This window comes from Bradyrhizobium sp. 139 (assembly GCF_023074175.1).
Lineage (GTDB): Bacteria > Pseudomonadota > Alphaproteobacteria > Rhizobiales > Xanthobacteraceae > Bradyrhizobium.
Window position 1 is genome coordinate 120365 of the sequence record NZ_JADPKS010000051.1, and the last position, 15820, is coordinate 136184.

A 15820-nucleotide genomic window follows, 5' to 3' on the forward strand; every position below is an offset into this window, starting at 1 on the left:
GCCGTTCTAGACGCCGAGATAGGTGTGGAGCTTGTCCATGTTGGCGGCAAGCTCCGAATTGGAAAATCCGTCGATGATCTTGCCGTGCTCGACCACGTAATAGCGGTCGGCGACGGTGGATGCGAAGCGGAAGTTCTGCTCGACCAGGAGGATGGTAAAGCCCTCCTTCTTGAGCCGCGCAATGGTGTGACCGATCTGCTGGATGATGACAGGCGCAAGACCTTCGGTCGGCTCGTCCAGCATCAGGAAGCTCGCGCCGGTGCGCAGGATGCGCGCGATCGCGAGCATCTGCTGCTCACCGCCGGACAGCTTGGTGCCCTGGCTGTTGAGACGTTCCTTCAGGTTCGGAAACAGATCGAAGATCTGTTCGAGCGGCAATCCACCTGCACGCACCACCGGCGGCAGCAACAAGTTCTCCCGCACGTCGAGACTGGAAAAAATTCCGCGTTCCTCCGGGCAGAACGCGATGCCCATCCGCGCGATCTTGTCGGAGGTCGCGCGGATGATGTCCTGGCTGTTGAACTGCACCGAACCGGTGCGCTTGCCGATGATGCCCATGATCGACTTCAGCGTGGTCGTCTTGCCGGCGCCGTTGCGCCCGAGCAGGGTGACGACCTCGCCCGCATTCACGTCGAAGTTGATCCCGTGCAGGATGTGCGACTCGCCGTACCAGGCTTCCAGGTTGCGAACTTGAAGGATTTTTTCGCCGGTCCCAGCCTTAGCCGGAGCCTCGGCAATTGCAGTCTCAGGCATGACCGGCTCCCAGATAGGCTTCCTTGACGCGCTCGTCCTTGGTGAGTTCGCTGTAATGGCCCTGCGCAAGCACCTGCCCGCGCGTCAGCACGGTGATGATGTCGGAGAGATTGGCGACGACGCTCAGATTGTGTTCGACCATCAGGATGGTGTACTTCGCCGAGATGCGCTTGATCAGCGCCGCGATCTTGTCGATATCCTCGTGGCCCATGCCGGCCATCGGCTCGTCCAGCAGCATCATCTCCGGGTCGAGCGCGAGCGTGGTTGCGATCTCAAGTGCGCGCTTGCGCCCATAGGGCATCTCGACCGCGGGTGTATTGGCAAACTCGCTGAGGCCGACATCGTTCAACAATTCCTGCGCGCGATCGTTGAAGCGGTTGAGCACGGACTTGGAGCGCCAGAAATCGAAGGAGCTGCCGTGCTGGCGTTGAAGCGCGACGCGGACATTTTCCAACGCGGTCATGTGCGGAAATACGGCCGAGATCTGGAACGAACGGACCAGCCCCATGCGGGCCACGTCGGCCGGCGCCATCGCGGTGATGTCCTGTCCCTTGTACAGGATTTTTCCGGCAGATGGTTTGAGGAACTTGGTCAACAGATTGAAGCACGTCGTCTTGCCGGCGCCGTTCGGGCCGATCAACGCGTGAATGCTCCCACGGCGAACCTTGAGCGCAACGTCGCGGACGGCGAAGAAGCCCGCGAACTCCTTGGTCAAGCCTTCCGTTTCGAGAATGAACTCATCGGCCAAACAGATTTCCCCCTGCCCGCGCGACGCGCGTGGCTATCCTTAGTTTACCTCGGCGTTCCGGAGGCCTTGGAGCCCGTCCCGGAACGCGCGCCTCCGGCGCGGAATATGCCGGAGGTGACGGGGGTTAGGCAAGGCGGAAAGCTGAGCAGATCAGGTCTCCGGCCGGAAGGCTTATGCTCCCTTAGTCGGACGTGTTTTTGATGTCGCGCCTGCCCGGCTTTCCGGTTCACAAGGCACGGTCATCAAGCCGTCGTTAACGGTCTTTCATCCCTTGCGCCAGTCTTCATGGAAAATTTTCCCGCAGCATGGATCATGCGCGGGTTTTATGCGCCGGGAATATTGTCTTGGATTTTGCAAGCTCCGCTCCCTCTGTCGTCAAGTCGATCAGGCAGCGTGATCTCCTGAACAGTTGGCTGCGACTTTATGCGCGCGAGCAGATGGCACCGGCAATCTGGGAGTATCAGCCCGCGCGGCTCGAGGACGAGATGTCCGATCTCATCTATTATACGGTGGACATGTCTGCACCGACGCCGCGCTTCACCATCCAGAGCGAAGGCACGCGCATCTCGCGCGCCTATGGACATACCGGCAAGGGCGTTCTGCTCGACGATTATATCGGGCCACGACTCGTGCCGCTCGTGATGCCGGTCTATCATGAATGCGTGGCGCGCGGGCTTCCGGTCTACAGCGTTGCCGACGTCGACGACATCTATGGACGCATCGTTGCCTATGAACGCCTGCTGCTGCCCTTCCAGACCGACGGCAAGGTCTGCCACGTCATCGCCTCGCTCAAGACGTTCTGCGAGGACGGCGGCTTCGAGATCAAAAATTTGATGCGCGGAAATGACGCGCTGCCGCGTCAGAAACTGCGCGCGGTGATCGACCGCGACCTCTTCCATCGCGCCCCCGGCCGCATCGCGGCGGCCGAATTGGTCGAGTTCGCCGATGAGTCCGGGGTCACCACCGAGATCGTCGAGCTGAGCTAGCGGTCAGCCGATTTGGCGCCGGCTTACTTGGTCCTGACTTCCTTGGCATAGATGTCCGGCTTAAAGCCGACCAGGAGCTTGCCGCCGACTTCGAGCACCGGCCGCTTGATCATCGATGGTTGCGCTAGCATCAGCGCCAGCGCCTTCTTCTCGGTGAGGCCTTCCTTGTCGGCATCCGGCAGCTTCTTGAAGGTCGTGCCGGCGCGATTGAGCAGCGTCTCCCAGCCGGCCTTGTCGCTCCACTGCTTGAGCTTGTCCTTCTCGACGCCCGCCGCCTTATAGTCGTGGAACTCGTACCCGACGCCATGGGTGTCGAGCCAGGCGCGCGCCTTCTTCATGGTGTCGCAGTTCTTGATGCCGTAGATGATATTAGGCAATGCTCATTCCTCGGACATGCGTCGCGTGACGCTTCGGCTGTGGCCGTTGTACGAAACTCCAGTTCGCGCGACAATATTGCCAACGAAGCTCGCTCTCCGAACGGATACATTATGCACGCCACTCACGATCCCGCTGCGGCCGCGTCGCCAACCATCGACTTCAACACCTTCCTGGCGGTCGATATTCGTGTCGGCACCATCGTCGAGGCCAAGCTTTTTCCGGAGGCGCGCAAACCAGCCTGGCGTCTCTGGATCGACTTCGGCCCCTCGATCGGCGTGCGCAAGAGCTCGGCGCAGATCACCGAAAACCATCCGCTTGAGACGCTCGTGGGACAACAGGTCGCGGCTGTTGTCAATTTCCCGCCGCGCCAGATCGGCCCGGTCGTCTCGGAGGTGTTGACGCTCGGCTTCCCCGACGCCAACGGCAAGGTCGTGCTGGTGCAGCCAAGCAAGCCCGTGCCCAATGGCGGGCGGCTGTTCTAGCCTCACGGCCGCTTCGGAATGTTCAGCCCACGCTGCACGGCCGGACGCGCGAGGCCGCGTTCGAGCCAGGCGCCCACCGAGTTGAACCGGCTGAATTCGACGAGATCGCCGGCGCCATAGAAACCGATGAGATTGCGCACCCAGCCGAGCATGGAGATGTCGGCGATGGTGTAGTCGTCGTCCATGAACCACTGCCGGCCGGAAAGATGCGTCTCCATCACGCCGAGCAGACGCCTGGCCTCGCTGATGTAGCGTTCGAGTGGCCGCTTGTCCTCGAAATCTTTGCCGGCGAATTTGTGGAAGAAGCCGACTTGGCCGAACATCGGCCCGATGCCGCCCATCTGGAAATGCACCCACTGGATGGTCTGGTAGCGAGACGCGGCATCCTCAGGCAAAAGCTTGCCGGTTTTCTCCGCGAGATATTGCAGGATCGCGCCCGACTCGAACAGCGGCAGCGGCCGGCCGCCAGGACCGTTGGGGTCGAGGATCGCGGGAATCTTGCCGTTCGGATTGAGGGAGAGAAATTCCGGCGTCTTCTGGTCGTCCTTGCCGAAGTCGACGAGGTGGACCTCGTAAGGCAGCCCGATCTCTTCCAGCATGATCGAGACCTTGACGCCGTTCGGCGTCGGCAGGGAATAGAGCTGAAGCAACTCCGGATGCTTGGCCGGCCAGCGCCTGGTGATGGGAAAGGCGGACAGATCAGACATCGGGACCCCGGCTTCGCTCGTGAAATTCCGCCTAATCTAGGCGAGCCATCGAACGGCGCAAGGCCGAGCAGTGATCACGCATCGAAGCCGGACTAAAAAGGCCGCAGCAAATGGCTGGTGGCGTACGCGATATCACTCTGTGCGCGATGCTTGATGAAGAGCTGCCCGGTGACGCGCAGCGCTCCGGTGAATATCAGCGCGAGCATCGCGGTCGCGAACTGACTGGCATCATTCATCGCAAGAGTCTCTCTCTGGTCGGTTCGCACGGGGAACGCGGGCGGACCATCGGCAGTTCCTGCACACCTCAAATAAACTGCCACTTTTTCCCGAATCGCAACTCGTCGACCGGCAGGCTCAATAGTTGATCTCCATCCGCAGTCCCCGCGGATCAACCGCGTCCCCGCCGACGCGCTGCGTGCTGTCGCGTGCCGCGGCCGCGCAGGCACAGGCGTCGATGAGATCGTCACGTCCGATGCGGGTGCCGTGACGTTGCGTCAGCCATTTCGGGAGTTTTGTGAAGCCTCGGTTGACCAGGAGCCCGATGCGCCGTTCGCGGCCGCGCGCTGTGGTTTTGCTGTCGAGCCGAACCTGTCCCGCAAGATTCCAGAAGATCAGTTCCGGATGCGCTTCACCGATCGTCACCTGCCGCGCCGGCGTCATGATCTCGTCGACGTCCCTGATCTTGTCCCTGATATTCCAGAGCTGCGCGGACACGCCGCGGCCCCTTCCTTCATGTTCCCAGTAGTGACGATTGGCTGCCGCTATGTCGGTAAATGTCCAGAGATCGCGGCGCGCGCCGAGAAACACGGCGGGGCCAACCAGCTCGCGTGCGCGTAAGTCGCAGGCTCGATAGCCGCTCGGCTTCAATCCGATCGGCATGTCGATCATCGCACGTGCATGCGGCATCGCAAGCAGCCGCGCGAGACCAGGCGAATAATCGAAGCCGTGATCGCCGCGATCGTCGATCCAGGCCACGACCCAGCCGTGGCGAAATCCGTCGAGACCGAGGTAGTTCGGCAAATTACGTATCCAGATGTCTGCAAGGCACCTATTTTTCTCCCTCGCCTCGATGCCGCTCGAACAGGCGCTGTGCCAGCAACGCATGGCCGAGCGTGCCGCCAGCACGTACGGCGGCCGCGATCAATGCGGCTTCGGCGACTTCCTCGCGCGTTGCCCCCGCCTTCGCAGCCTGCGCCGTATGCACGTCGAGACAATAGGCGCATTGCGTCGTCAGAACGACCGCGAGCGAGATCAGCTCGCGATACTTTGGCGGGATCAACCCCTCCTTGCGCTCGACCGCGTGGTTGAACGCCAGAAACGCGCTGGCCTCAACCGGCGCCAGCGCTACGAAGGCGGGAATCGATTTCAGATCGTCAGGGTTTTGATAATCGGTCATATCCCTCATCTCGTCAGGTATTCGCGCATCAGGGCGCGGGCGCGATGCAGGCGCGCCTTCACGGTCTGCCTGGATGCATCGAGCGCGGCGGCGATTTCGTCGATGGTCATTTCCTTGACGTCCCGCATCAGCGCGACATCGCGGTAGTGCGGCGGCAGCGCCTCGAAGGCCGCCGCTACGTCGAGCCGCAGATCGGTTTCGGTGCGCGACAGCAGCAGCGCCTCCGCTTCGTTGAGTTCGATCGCGGGTGCAAGGCCCGCCTTGCGGGCCAGACGCAGACATTCGCGGCGGACCACGCTGAACAGCCACCCGGAAAACGCGACCAACGAGCGGATCGTGCCGACATGACGGAACAGGATCCACAGCGCCTCCTGGGTTGCGTCCTCGGCATCCGCCGAGCTCCGGCAGGTGGCGCGTGCGTAGCGGCGGATATCCGGCTGCGCCGTCGCGAGCAGCGACGCGATCGCCTCGGGGTCGCCGAGGCGCGCCGCCTCGAACAGGTTTGACGAGATCGCCGCCGCACTCACGACGCCCCTCCTCGGCCGATGCCGGTCATCGCACACATCGGACAATACCCGACGAGTCCCGTCAATGCGAAGCCTGCGCCACCGAGCGCCAACCACCACGCAGCGGCGCCGGTAAGATACGCGAACGCGGCAATCGCAACCGCGATTCCTGCGGCGATCCGCAGCGCCTGATGCAGGCCCCCAATGTTCTTCCTGTAAAATGCCATGACGTCCTCCGAGATGAGCCGAGGCACAGCGCCTCGACTATCAAGAGGGCGCAAAGACCGAAAAGGATTCGCGGAGGCCGACCTTTTTTTCGCGATCAGCCTCCGACTGCCTGATAGGCGAGGCGCTTGAACTCGAAGAAGAACGGATTCCAGAAGCCCATATAGCGCTGAGCCATCAGCACGCCGGCGGTATTGGCCTGCGGACAAATCCACCAATGGGTGCCGGCAAGCCCACCCCACTGAAATTCGCCGGTCGAATTCGGGGGGTCGAACGGCGTCGGCGCGAAGGTGACGGCGCCGCCGAGGCCAAAGCCCTTGCCGGGGATCGGCCCGAGATTGGCGAACCGGATGGTCTGGCCGGCGGGCAATTGGTTCGTCATCATCTGCCGTAGCGTGTCGGGCTTCAGCAGCGCATCCGAACCGGGTAGCAGCGCGCGCACCAGCGCAAGCATGTCGGGCAAGGTCGAAACCAGACCGCCGCCGCCCGACAGCCGCGGAAACGGCCGCCGATAGGCCTGCGGAAACGGAAGATTGTCGGCCCGTGTGAGGCCCGGCTTCATCGGATCGAGCACGTCGGCGCCGGTGTAGAGCGCAACCAGCCTGCCCTGCTGCGCCTCGGGCACGTAGAAGCCGGTATCGACCATGCCGAGGCGATCGAAGATGCGCGCCTTGAGGAAGGCGTCGAGCGCTTGGCCGGAGACGACCTCGACCACGCGGCCGAGCACGTCGGTCGCGACCGAATATTCCCAGCCCATGCCGGGATGATAGGACAGCGGCAGATCGGCGAGCTTGTCGATCATGTCGGTCAGCCCCGTGAGCGGATTGAGCACGCTCGCCTCGTTATAGCCTTTGAACAGCACAGTGCCGGGATCGAAGATGCCGTAGCTGAGGCCCGAAGTGTGGGTCAGAAGCTGGTGGATCGTGACCGGGCTCTTCGCCGGCTCGACATCGGCAAGGCTCAAAGCGCCCTGCTTCAGCACCTTGCGATTGCCGAGTTGCGGCAGGAATTTGTCGATCAAATCGTCGAGCCCGATGCGGCCCTCCTCGACCAGCAGCATGATCGAGCACGTGACGAAGATCTTGGTGTTGGAGAACGCGCGGAAGACGTGGTCGGGCCGGAGCGCAGTGCTCGCCTCACGGTCGGCAAAGCCGACGCATTGCTGATCGACGACATCGCGGCCGCGCAGCACGGCCCAGGATGCGCCGGGAATGATCTCCTGATCGACGTAACGCTGCATCGCCGTCCGTGCGGCGGAAAAATCCGGTGTTCTGGCGTCCATGTGTGTTTCCCCCAGTTGGTTGGGATGGATATAGCGCGAATTGGCCCGATATGAAGCTCGTCCGGACGGCGCAGCTCATCCCTGCTTCATCAGCGCGGTGACATGCAGGCGGCGGCGGATTTTCATCCCCTGCCGCTGGTACAGCGCAATCGCAGACGTATTGTGCGACAAGACATGCAGAAAGGGAAATTCGCCGCGCGCCTCGATCTGGCGCGCGACCGCCGCGAGCAGCGCCTGCGCGTAGCCCCGCCCGCGATGCTCGGGATGGACGCAGACGGCCGTCATTTCGGTGAAATTGCCCGGCTTCATTCGCTCGCCGGTCATCGCGACGAGTTCGCCGCCAGCGCGGATGCCGAGAAACGTACCGAGCTCATGCGTCCGCAACGCGAACGGCCCGGGCTTGGTCAACTCCGTCAGCGCCATCATGGCGGGAACGTCGGCCGCGCCGAGCGCGACGATCTCGGCATCGCGAAGCGGACGGTCGGCGGGAGATCCGATCATCTGCTCGCAGGGCCCGGCGAGCACGACCTTGAAGCCGGCGGGAACGTCGATGGCCTCCCGCGTGAACAGCGCGGCAACCTGCGAGCCCGACAGCAACCCACCGAGCGCTGCAAAAACTTGCCGCCGACAAGTCGACCATGTCGGCAAAGGGCGTCATGTCGATGGGATAGCGCAGCGCCCGGGGGCCACCTTCCGCCAGATGCTTGTGGCTCGTCATCAGCGCACTCCAGATCGGGCGATCAAGCAGCGTCACATCGCTGTCAGGCACCGAGCCGTCACTCCTTCTCGAAGCTGACGATGACGGCGGCATTGGCGATGAGGATGGGATCGTTGCCCTGTTCAGCGGCGGAGGGAATCTCCAGCCCGCCCCTGACCGCGTTGACCGTTACCGTGCCGTAAGGGAGCTCCTTCGCGACCGCGTCCTTGTCGACCGCCTCGGGATTGGGGACCGCGATCGTCACGTCCACGAACATGTCATTCGCGGTCTTCCCGATCATCCGAAAGAAGCCGAGGCTCGAATGCCGGATGGCATCCGATACCGCACGCTTGGCCGCCTTGGTGGCGTCCTTGCCGTGGACGTCGACGCCCATGCCCATCTCGGTGATACAGCGAACGCGCGTCATGTTTCAGTCCTGTTTGTTGCCAGATGACGGAGTGTCGGCGATCGGGGGACGCGAGACAAGTGCGGTTGGTGTTCCCGTGTCCCGGACGCGCTGCAACGCCTCAGCGTTGCGGCGCTGAGCCGGGACCCAGGAGGCCACAGAGTTCGCTGATGCATGGGCCCCGGCTCTGCAGCGCACCGCTGAAGTAGCGCTGCGCTGCGTCCGGGGCACGAGACTGTTGTTTCGATATCTTCATTACAAGCGCATCAAGCCTTCGACTTCTCATGCGCCCGCAGTTCATCCACGAGCACCCGCACATTCTCCGAATAGTCGATCGGGATCGAGACGAGATGCACGCCGCCCGCCCTGAATGCGGCATCCAGCGTCGGGCCAAAACTGTCGATGCTCTCGATGCGATGGCCCTTGGCGCCATAGGCCTTGGCGTAAAGCACGAAATCGGGATTGCCAAAAGTCATGCCATAATCGGCAAAGTGATCGACGGCCTGCTTCCAGCGGATCATGCCATAGGCGTTGTCCTCGAGCACCAGCACGACCAAATTGAGATCGAGGCGGACGGCGGTCTCCATCTCCTGGCTGTTCATCATGAAACCGCCGTCGCCGGCGACGGCGAGCACGCGGCGCTCGGGATAGAGCATCGCGGCCATCATGGCCGATGGCAAGCCTGCGCCCATAGTCGCCAGCGCATTGTCGAGCAAGAGCGTGTTGGCGACACGGGTGCGGTAGTTGCGCGCGAACCAGATCTTGTACATGCCGTTGTCGAGCGCGACGATGCCGTTCTCCGGGATGACCTGGCGGATGTCGTGCACGATGCGCTGCGGCGTCGGCGACCAGCGCGCCTCGGTGGCGCGGTCGGCGATGTGTTTGAGGATCTCCTCGCGCAACGGCAAAAGCGCCGCCGCCTGCGGCAGATTGCCTTCGAGCCGGTCGGCCAGGAGCTCCAGGCTCGGGCCGACGTCGCCGACGACCTCGGCATCGGGGAAATAGACCAGTTCGACGCTGGCCGGCGTGTAGCTGACGTGAATGACCTTCGGCCCCGACGGCCCCATGATGAAGGGCGGCTTCTCGATCGGATCATGGCCGATCGCAACGATCAGATCGGCCGCGTCGATCGCGTCATGGACGTAGTCGCGCTCGGACAGCGCCGCCGTGCCCATGTAGAGATTGGTGCCGCCGGGCACCGTGCCCTTCCCCATCTGCGTCGTGAAAAACGGAATGCCGGTCCGCCGCACGAAGCTGGCGATGCCGTGGGTCGAGCTCGGCCGGCTGGTCGCAGCACCCATCATCACCAATGGACGTCTTGCAGCCAGGATCATCGCGGCGGCGCGGTCGAGCGCGGCGCGATGGGCGACCGGAATTTCAATCGGATGGACCGGGATCACGGGGGCGGCGGGCACTTCATCGCCCGCGATATCCTCGGGCAGTTCGAGATGCACCGGCCCCGGACGCTCCTCCATCGCCACGCGGAACGCATCGCGGACCACGGTCGGGATGCTGGAGGCACTGATGATCTGCCGCGACAGCTTCGTCAGCGGCTTCATGGTCGCAACCACGTCCACGATCTGGAAGCGCGCCTGCCGGCTGCTCATGATCGGCTTCTGGCCGGTAATCAAAATCATCGGCATCGCGCCGAGATGGGCATAGGCCGCCCCCGTGGACAGGTTGAGTGCGCCGGGGCCGAGCGTCGACAGACACACGCCCGGCTTGCCGGTCAGCCGCCCGTGCGTGGCCGCCATGAAGGCGGCGGCCTGCTCGTGGCGGGTCAGGACCAGCTCGATCTTGGAGGTGCGCAGCGATTCGACCAGGTCGAGATTTTCCTCTCCCGGGACGCCGAAGATGCGATCGACGCCTTCGTTCTCCAGCGCGGCGACAAACAGATCCGATGCTTTTACTTTGCGTTCCTGCCCGCTCATGTCGCCTCCGCACGCCGTGCCAGCTCCCGCATTCCGCGGGACCGGACGCATGGTAGCGGCTCGTGGCGCAGGCACAACTCACAAAGAGGCGCGCGTGGTGCGGTGCCGATGGCGGCACTGCCGCCGCTGACGATGCATCTCGGCTTTCTCGGCCAGCCCAGCGACGGCCACGACATCCACGACGGGGCGTTCTCGGCGCTCGGCGTGCATCATTTCTAGGTCACAGCTTCGCCTCGGAAAAATGCCGATGATCCAGTCGAGGAAGACGTCCCGGTTCGGCAGCACGATGCGGCGGAGCGCGCGGGCAATCAGCCCCGCAGCCGCTCCGCCAACGCGCCTAGCACGTCAGCCAGCCGCCTCGCGGCCTCCGGAGGCGGAAGCGGTATCTTGAGATTTTGTCCTCCCGTCTTCGGGTCACGCTCGATCCAGGGATGGCCAACCGCGCCGGCGCCATTGGCAGCAACAATGGCTCCGACGAGCTGCGAGCCCATTTCGATCAGTGATTGCCACGGATCGGAGGATGAATCCCGCGACGCGGCCGTGGATGCTTCGCCGGCCCGTACCACCGGCGCCGCGCTGCTCACCGGTCCCGCGTCGCCGGCGCCCTCGACCTGCCCGGCCTCCTCCTCGGCGGTCACGGCCTCGCCGGGCCGCACGCTTCCGGTGACGTTCTCCACATCCTTCAGGAAACGGCTGAGGCGCGAACCGCCCAGAGAGATTTCATTATTGCCGCCGTCGAGAATGCCTTCGGACAGCGAGCGCTTGAACGCGAGGACCGAAAGCATGCCCTCCTCGATCGCACCTTTCGCCACGAAGTTGACGATCTGAACCGGCTGCGCCTGGCCGAGGCGATGGATGCGCGCGATGCGCTGCTCGAGCACGGCAGGATTCCATGGCAGGTCCATGTTCACCAGTATCGATGCGTGTTGCAAATTCAGACCCGTGCTGCCGGCGTCGGTCGACAGGAACACGCGGCAAGCCGGATCATCCCGAAAACGCTGAACCAGTTCCGGTCGTTTCTCCGCGGGCACGCCGCCGTGGAAGCTGACATAGCCGATGCCACGCGCCTCAAGGCGACGGATCACGATATCATGCGATCGCCTCCACTGCGAAAACACGACGGCCTTGGCCTCCGGCGCCGTGAACAGTTGATCCAGCAGTGCGGCCAGCTCGTCGGCCTTGACACCATGGTCGGTCTCCTTGTCCAGCAGATAGGTGCTGTTGCAGGACATCCGCATGTTCTGAAGGGCGCAAGTCAGTCGCCGCTGATCCTTGTCCGAGAGAAATTTCGTCTTGCGCCAGCGCTGCACGATCTGGGCCACCACGTCCGCGTTCTCCTTATGCAGGACCATTTGCGGTTCCGTCATCGGTACGAGCACGTTCTGATCGGTCCGGCTCGGCAATTGCCGGAGCACCTCGGACTTTCGCCGGCGGATCATGACCGGCGCCAAGGTCTGGCCGATCCTGTCGAGGCCTCGATATCCGGTAACGCGGCCGCCCTCGTCCTTGACCTGATGATCGTGGAGCAGCTTCCAGGTCGGACCCAGCCGGTGCTGATCGATGAACTGCACGATGGAGACCAGTTCTTCGAGCTTGTTCTCCAGCGGCGTTCCCGTCAGCACGATCGCATAGGGACTGTCGATGCGCTTCAAGGCCCGTGCTGCGATCGTATTCCAGTTCTTGACGCGCTGGGCCTCGTCGACGACGACCAGGTCGGGCGACCATGCGGCGATCAAGTCGAGGTCGGACTGAAGCTTCTCGTAATTCGTGATCTTGCAGAAGTCCTCGAGCGCATAGTCTTTTTGCCGTTGCGCACGAGTGCCACCGATGACGCGCACCCCGCGCCCGTTCCGCCGGCCCAGGAACCGCGCCATCTCGCTCTGCCACTGGTATTTGAGGGAGGTCGGGCAGATCACCAGGACTCGCGACACGCCGAAGTGGCGAGACAATATCTCCGTCGCGGCGATCGCCTGGATCGTCTTACCGAGCCCCATGTCATCGCCGATCAGCGCACGGCCGGCCCGCACGGCGAACAACGCGCCCTCGGCCTGATAGGGATAGAGCGGCGTCTTCAGCAGTTTCTTCAGCCTGGGATCCGCGGCACCTCGCGGAAACAGCCGACGAAGCTTCGCAGCGCGGCGATCGGAGTCGCGCAATCCCGCGACGAAGTCGAGCGCATCGTCGTAGGCACGCAACTCATGACCGCTCTTCGAGACCATGTCGACGAATTCGTCGAGCTCGCCGAGACGATCATCCCGCAGCATTCCGTCCTGCCCAAGGTCGAACAGCGCGGCGGAAGCCTTCGTCACGCCGAGCGGACAATCGGTGCCTGCGCGAAAATGCACGCTGCGTCTGCCGCGATTGCGCAGGTAGAGTTCGGAAAACGGCGGCCGGTAACCGCGCGCGAACGCCGCTTTGGCCCCGCGCTTCGTCTCGAGCTGAGCGAGGGTGAATTCGAGATGCTTGCAGGTTCCGAGATCGTTGGTAGCGTAATCGGGACAGGAACAGAAATTGCCGCCGGGACCGGGGCCGCGTACCGCCACGCGATAGCTCGATTTGGACGCCGGATTGGTAACCCGGAACGTGGAGAAGAAGGGATCGTCGCCCAGATTCTCCAGCAGGAAGGCCTGCTCGCGTCCGAACTGACGACGCAACTCCCGCTGCCACTCGACCGGAGACAGGTCGACCGGGGCGTGAGTGCGGGACAGCTTGACCTGCTTGCGCGGTCGGGCGGTGCGGGACTTTACAGGTTTCATTCGCATGCTTTCGGCGGTCGGTGATGGTCCATGCGGCCCATACTAGCTCGGCTTCGACTCCCGCGGAACCGATGCTGGACCGAAATCCACGATCATTGAAGTGAGGGAGGAACTGCACTCGCGTGCTCTCCCTTCCAAACTCGTGCGGTGCTCGATTGACAGACCGCCACCTCTGACTAAAGTCAGAGATATGCTCGATCCCGTTTCCCGTGTCCGCCGCTTCAACCGTGCCGTCACCTCTGCCGTCGGCGCGCTCGATTCGTCTTTCCTCGGACGCGGCCGTCCGCTAGGCGCGGCGCGCGTGCTCAACGCGATCGGGCACGGGCGATCGGATGTCGCCGAGATTCGTGATTATCTCGGCCTCGATTCCGGACTGATGAGCCGGCTGTTGCGCAGTCTCGAAGACGAAGGACTGGTCGAGACCACGACGCATGAGGACGATGCGCGGCGGCGTGTCGCGACGTTGACGCGCGTGGGCCGGCGCGAGTTCGCAGCCTATGAGGCGCTGTCGAACACGCAGGCCGAAGGCTTCCTCGACCGCCATTCGCAGCGCGATGCGCTGCTGGCGGCGATGGACATGGTCGCCTCGGCATTGACGCGCGACCGCGTCGCGCTCGCCGAAATGGACCCAAAGAGCGAACAGGCACGTTATTGCCTCGGCGCGTACTATTCCGAGCTCGGCCGCCGTTTCAAACAGGGCTTTGACGTCTCGCTGTCGCGCGATCCCGATGCCAAGGACATGCGCCGCATGCGCGGCACGTTCATCGTCGCCATGTCGGACACGCTGCCGATCGGCTGTGTCGGACTGAAGGGCACGGATCACGGCTACGCCGAGATCAAGCGCCTCTGGGTCGCCCCAGCCGCGCGCGGATTGCGGCTCGGCCGGCGCCTGATGGATGCGGCCGAGGACGCGGCGCGCGAACTCGGCATCAGGCTGCTGCGGCTCGACACCAACAGTGCGCTCTCCGAGGCCGGCCAGCTCTACCGCACCACGGGCTGGCACGAGATCCCGCGCTTCAACGACGATCCCTACCCGGATCTGTTCTTCGAAAAGCGCATCTGACTGTCGCCCGTAACCCGCATGAGTGCAGCGATGCGGGACCCTGAGGTCCCGGGTATCGCTTCCCTCACCCCATCTATGGGATCATGCCGGCACTGGCGCCGCCGCCTCTCCTTGCGGCTTCGCGAATGGCCTGAAATTCATCGCCATCAGGAAGGCGCCGAGGCCCATCGCCCAGGAGGCGATATAGAGCCAGGCGTAGCTGGAGAACGCGTCGTAGATCAGGCCGCCGGCGAGCGGGCCGGTTGCCATACCGAGGCTGCCGGCCATCGCCGTGCCGCCGATCACCGTGCCCATCATGCGCAGCGGAAAGTTTTCGCGCACCAGCACCGCATAGAGCGGCATGGTGCCGGCATAGATGAAGCCGAAGATGGCGCCGACCGCGTAGAACGTGGCGAGCTGCTGCGCGAAGACATAGGCGAGAGCGCCGAACGCCTGCAACAACAGGCCCGTCACCAGCACGCGCTTGGCGCCGAAGCGATCACCGAGCAGCCCGAAGGCGATACGGCCGCCCATGCCGGCAAAACCCTCGACGCTGTAGATCGTCACCGCCGCGATCAGCGGGATGCCGCAGCTCACGGCATAGCTGACGGTGTGGATGATCGGGCCGGAATGGGTGGCGCAGCAAAAGAAGTTGGTCGCGAGCAGGATCATGAATTGCGGCGAGCGCAGTGCCTCGCCCAGCGACATCTCCCCTTGCGGCGCGCCCTCGCCCGCCGGCGCGGCCACGGCGTGCGCGAGCGCCGGCGGACGGCGCACCAGGAACGAGACCGGGATCATGATGGCGCCGACCACCAGCGCCACGATCTGCATCGAGGTGCGCCAGTCGTGGCCGGAGACGAGCCAGGCCGCCAGCGGAGCCATCGTCATCGGTGCCATGCCCATGCCGGCCGACACCAGCGACACGGCGAGGCTGCGATGGGTGTCGAACCAGCCGGTGACCGTCGCCATCATCGGCGCGAAGATCGCCGCGCAGGAGGCTCCGACCAGCAGGCCGAACATGAACTGGAACGCCAGCAGCGAGGTCGCATGGCTCGCGGCGAACAGACTGAGCGACAGCACCGTCGATCCCGTCAGCACCACTGGCAGCGGCCCGAACCTGTCAGTCGCCGTGCCCCAGGCCATGCTGGTGAAGGCCATCGCCAGGAAGCCGATCGTCATCGCGCTGGAAATGCCGGTCACCGACCAGCCGGTGTCCTTGGCGATCGGCTGGAGGAACACCGGCAGCGAGAACATGCCGCCGATAGCGACGCAGCCGAGCAAGCCGCCAGCGGCGACGATCACCCAGCGATAGTTGGCACGGAACATCTTTGATCTCCGGTCAGGTCTGTCTGGCTGGAAGACGAATGGGAACGGCCAGAACCGACAGGTCGGCTGGGAACCCTACCGAAAAATCCGCACCACGCGAATTCGTCGCAATTCGACGCCCTTCGCCGTTGTAGGCTCGGATGCCGCTGGAACGATGCCATATCGGGCGGTGATCGCACGGCCTGGTCAATACGCTCGC

At 63.8% G+C, this 15820-nt stretch carries 17 protein-coding genes and 1 pseudogene; 3 read left to right on the top strand and 15 right to left on the bottom strand.

Features of this window, described 5'->3' with window-relative positions; translation table 11 throughout:
- Positions 1 to 6 precede the first annotated feature (6 nt).
- On the bottom strand, positions 7 to 753 hold the full coding sequence (locus IVA80_RS13765) for an ABC transporter ATP-binding protein (RefSeq protein WP_247430451.1): 747 nt from the start codon (positions 751 to 753) through the stop codon (positions 7 to 9).
- On the bottom strand, positions 746 to 1501 hold the full coding sequence (locus tag IVA80_RS13770) for an ABC transporter ATP-binding protein (protein WP_247430454.1): 756 nt from the start codon (positions 1499 to 1501) through the stop codon (positions 746 to 748). The genes IVA80_RS13765 and IVA80_RS13770 overlap by 8 nt, the downstream gene beginning before the upstream one ends.
- A 305-nt stretch (positions 1502 to 1806) precedes the next feature.
- Here IVA80_RS13770 and IVA80_RS13775 point away from each other — a divergent pair, with 305 nt between their 5' ends.
- A complete protein-coding gene (locus tag IVA80_RS13775; protein ID WP_247430457.1) occupies positions 1807 to 2487 on the top strand; it encodes a hypothetical protein in 681 nt (226 codons plus the stop codon).
- A gap of 23 nt (positions 2488 to 2510) precedes the next feature.
- On the opposite strand, the gene IVA80_RS13780 is transcribed toward IVA80_RS13775, so the two are convergent.
- Entirely contained in the window at positions 2511 to 2864 is a 354-nt protein-coding gene (locus tag IVA80_RS13780; protein WP_247430460.1) for an ArsC family reductase, read from the bottom strand.
- Between the two features lie 111 nt (positions 2865 to 2975).
- Between IVA80_RS13780 and IVA80_RS13785 the strand changes: the two genes are divergently transcribed.
- Entirely contained in the window at positions 2976 to 3347 is a 372-nt protein-coding gene (locus tag IVA80_RS13785) for a tRNA-binding protein (protein WP_247430462.1), read from the top strand.
- Between the two features lie 2 nt (positions 3348 to 3349).
- On the opposite strand, the gene IVA80_RS13790 is transcribed toward IVA80_RS13785, so the two are convergent.
- The 11 genes and pseudogenes from IVA80_RS13790 to IVA80_RS13840 all read right to left on the bottom strand — a co-directional run bounded on the left by IVA80_RS13790 (position 3350) and on the right by IVA80_RS13840 (position 13253).
- Positions 3350 to 4054: a glutathione S-transferase N-terminal domain-containing protein gene (locus IVA80_RS13790; protein ID WP_247430465.1), complete on the bottom strand. Its 705-nt coding sequence runs from the start codon at positions 4052 to 4054 to the stop codon at positions 3350 to 3352.
- Between the two features lie 92 nt (positions 4055 to 4146).
- Positions 4147 to 4290 carry a hypothetical protein gene (locus tag IVA80_RS13795; RefSeq protein WP_247430468.1) on the bottom strand — a complete coding sequence of 48 codons (144 nt, stop codon included), beginning with the start codon at positions 4288 to 4290 and terminating at the stop codon, positions 4147 to 4149.
- 118 nt (positions 4291 to 4408) lie between these two features.
- Positions 4409 to 5074 carry a DUF429 domain-containing protein gene (locus IVA80_RS13800; RefSeq protein ID WP_247430471.1) on the bottom strand — a complete coding sequence of 222 codons (666 nt, stop codon included), beginning with the start codon at positions 5072 to 5074 and terminating at the stop codon, positions 4409 to 4411.
- Positions 5075 to 5102: 28 nt separating this feature from the next.
- Complete coding sequence (locus tag IVA80_RS13805; protein ID WP_247430474.1) at positions 5103 to 5450, bottom strand: carboxymuconolactone decarboxylase family protein; 348 nt, start codon at positions 5448 to 5450, stop codon at positions 5103 to 5105.
- A gap of 5 nt (positions 5451 to 5455) precedes the next feature.
- Complete coding sequence (locus IVA80_RS13810; protein WP_247430476.1) at positions 5456 to 5977, bottom strand: sigma-70 family RNA polymerase sigma factor; 522 nt, start codon at positions 5975 to 5977, stop codon at positions 5456 to 5458.
- Positions 5974 to 6183, bottom strand: a complete 210-nt coding sequence (locus IVA80_RS13815) for a DUF2892 domain-containing protein (RefSeq protein ID WP_247430479.1) — start codon at positions 6181 to 6183, stop codon at positions 5974 to 5976. Before IVA80_RS13815 ends, IVA80_RS13810 begins: the two co-directional genes overlap by 4 nt.
- Before the next feature lie 95 nt (positions 6184 to 6278).
- On the bottom strand, positions 6279 to 7463 hold the full coding sequence (locus IVA80_RS13820) for a serine hydrolase domain-containing protein (RefSeq protein WP_247430482.1): 1185 nt from the start codon (positions 7461 to 7463) through the stop codon (positions 6279 to 6281).
- Between the two features lie 75 nt (positions 7464 to 7538).
- Positions 7539 to 8232: pseudogene (locus IVA80_RS13825) on the bottom strand (GNAT family N-acetyltransferase).
- A gap of 7 nt (positions 8233 to 8239) precedes the next feature.
- Positions 8240 to 8587, bottom strand: coding sequence for a Lin0512 family protein (locus IVA80_RS13830; protein ID WP_247430485.1), 348 nt, complete (start codon positions 8585 to 8587; stop codon positions 8240 to 8242).
- Positions 8588 to 8832: 245 nt separating this feature from the next.
- Positions 8833 to 10497, bottom strand: a complete 1665-nt coding sequence (locus IVA80_RS13835) for an acetolactate synthase large subunit (RefSeq protein ID WP_247430488.1) — start codon at positions 10495 to 10497, stop codon at positions 8833 to 8835.
- 308 nt (positions 10498 to 10805) lie between these two features.
- The gene (locus tag IVA80_RS13840; RefSeq protein ID WP_247430491.1) at positions 10806 to 13253 is read right to left on the bottom strand and encodes a DEAD/DEAH box helicase; all 2448 of its coding nucleotides are present in this window, start codon (positions 13251 to 13253) and stop codon (positions 10806 to 10808) included.
- 190 nt (positions 13254 to 13443) lie between these two features.
- On the opposite strand from IVA80_RS13840, the gene IVA80_RS13845 reads away from it, so the two are divergent.
- Positions 13444 to 14316 carry a bifunctional helix-turn-helix transcriptional regulator/GNAT family N-acetyltransferase gene (locus IVA80_RS13845; RefSeq protein ID WP_247430494.1) on the top strand — a complete coding sequence of 291 codons (873 nt, stop codon included), beginning with the start codon at positions 13444 to 13446 and terminating at the stop codon, positions 14314 to 14316.
- Positions 14317 to 14397: 81 nt separating this feature from the next.
- Here IVA80_RS13845 and IVA80_RS13850 read toward each other — a convergent pair whose 3' ends face one another.
- On the bottom strand, positions 14398 to 15621 hold the full coding sequence (locus tag IVA80_RS13850) for an MFS transporter (protein WP_247430497.1): 1224 nt from the start codon (positions 15619 to 15621) through the stop codon (positions 14398 to 14400).
- Positions 15622 to 15820: the final 199 nt, after the last annotated feature.